General features: G+C 77.7%; 2 protein-coding genes. Both read left to right on the top strand.

Going from position 1 to position 2,133, the window contains the following annotated elements:
• Positions 1-127 precede the first annotated feature (127 nt).
• A complete protein-coding gene (locus Q6969_RS15140; protein ID WP_317231186.1) occupies positions 128-805 on the top strand; it encodes a response regulator transcription factor in 678 nt (225 codons plus the stop codon).
• Positions 798-2,133: ATP-binding protein (locus tag Q6969_RS15135; RefSeq protein ID WP_317231185.1), on the top strand; the 1,336-nt coding region annotated here is incomplete at its 3' end. The genes Q6969_RS15140 and Q6969_RS15135, both read left to right, overlap by 8 nt.

Genomic DNA, 2,133 nt, shown 5'->3' with positions numbered 1-2,133 from the left:
CACCCGGCGCCCGCCGATCCCGGCGCGGGCCGCGCGCCCGACGGGAGCTGACGGCCGGGTCCGCGGACCCGGCCGACCGCCGCCCGACGTGCACCGGGCTCCCCGGCGCGTCTGCCACGGTGGTCCGATGAGGATCCTCGTGGTGGACGACGAGCGGCGCCTCGCGGACGGCATCCGCCGCGGGCTGCAGGCCGAGGGCTTCGCGGTGGACGTCGCGCACGACGGCGTCGACGGCCTGTGGTGGGCGCGCGAGAACGCCTACGACGCGATCCTCCTCGACCTGATGATGCCGGGCCTCAGCGGCTGGGCCGTCTGCCGGACGCTCCGCGAGGAGGGCATCTGGACGCCCGTGCTCATCCTCACCGCGAAGGACGGCGACTGGGACGAGGTGGAGGCGCTGGAGGCCGGCGCCGACGACTTCGTCACGAAGCCGTTCTCCTTCCCCGTGCTGGTCGCCCGGATCCGCGCGCTCGTGCGGCGCGGCGCCCCGGCCCGCCCGGTCGCCCACCGCATCGGCGACCTCGTCGTCGACCCCGGCCCCCGCCGCGCGACGCGCGCCGGGGAGGAGATCGACCTCACCAGCCGCGAGTTCGCGGTCCTCGAGTTCCTCGCCCGCAACGCCGGCCGCGTGGTCTCCAAGCGCGAGGTGGTGCAGAACGTGTGGGACGACGACTTCGAGGGCGACCCGTCCATCGTCGAGGTGTACGTCGCCCACCTCCGCCGGAAGCTCGACCGGCCCTACGGCACCACCACCATCGAGACCGTGCGGGGCGCGGGCTACCGGCTGGGCGGATCCGATGCGTGACCCGCACCGGCCGTCCCGGCACCGGCGCTCCCTCCGCGTCCGCGCCACGACCGCGGTCGCCCTCATCGCGCTCGTCCTCGGGGCGCTCGGGGCCGTCGCCTTCGCGCTGGTGCTCCGCGCGTCGCTCGAGGACGGCGTGCGGCAGGCCACGGAGCGGACCCTCGAGACGATCACCGACGCGGTCGCCGCGCGCGGGCCCGACGCGGTGACGGGGCTCGGCGACGACGACCTCGTGCAGGTGCTCGACGCCGACGGGCGCGTGCTCGCCCACGGCGAGGACGCCGGCGGGACCGCGCTCACCGCGGCGGGTTCGTCCGGGGTCGTCGTGCGCGACGGCGAGCGGCGGCTCGTGGTGTCCGACGAGGTGGACGACGCGGACGGGGTGACCGTCGCCGTCGCCGCGCCGCTCGAGGACGCCGACGACGCGCTCGCGGCGGTCGTCCGCCTGCTGCTCGTCGCCGTGCCCGTCGTGGTCGCCCTCGTCGCCCTGCTGGCGTGGATCGTCGTCGGCCGGGCGCTCCGCCCGGTGGAGCGGATCCGCCGGGACGCCGAGGCCATCGGCTCCGCCCGGGGCGACGGGCGCATCGACGAGCCCGGGACGGGCGACGAGGTCGACCGGCTCGCGCGCACCCTGAACGGCATGCTCGCCCGCCTCGACGCGTCCCGCCGCGCGCAGCAGCGCTTCGTCTCCGACGCGTCGCACGAGCTGCGCTCGCCGCTCGCGACCGTGCGGCAGCACGCCGAGCTCGCCCGCCTCCATCCCGACCGCACGAGCCTCGGCGAGCTGGCGGACGTGGTGCTCGCGGAGGGCGGACGGCAGCAGGACCTCGTGGACGCGCTCCTCGTGCTCAGCCGCCTCGACGAGCACGCCGCCCTCGACGCCCGCCCGGTCGACCTCGACGACGTCGCGCTCGACGAGGTCGCGCGGATCCGGGCCCGCGCGGGCGTGCGCGTGGACGCGTCGGGGATCACCGCGTGCCGGGTCGCCGGCGACGCACGGCTCCTGGCGCTCGCCGTCCGCAACCTCGCCGACAACGCGGCGCGGCACGCCGCGTCGACCGTGTCGGTCGCCACCGCGGCGGGACGCGACGGCGCCGTGCTCACGGTCGACGACGACGGGCGCGGGATCCCGGCGGCCGAGCGGGAGCGGGTCCTCGACCGGTTCGTGCGCCTCGACGAGGGCCGCGACCGCGAGAGCGGCGGATCCGGGCTCGGCCTCGCCATCGTCCGCGCGGTCGCGGAGGCGCACGGCGGATCCGTCGCGGTGGAGGAGGCGCCGAGCGGCGGCGCCCGGGTGGTGCTGCGCCTCCCCGCCGCAGGTCCCGGCG

It is taken from the genome of Clavibacter sp. MX14-G9D (assembly GCF_032917815.1).
In the GTDB taxonomy this organism is placed as follows: Bacteria; Actinomycetota; Actinomycetes; order Actinomycetales; family Microbacteriaceae; genus Clavibacter; species Clavibacter michiganensis_K.
The sequence above is the reverse complement of the archived record's forward strand: the minus strand, read 5'-3'. Positions and strand labels throughout refer to the sequence as shown.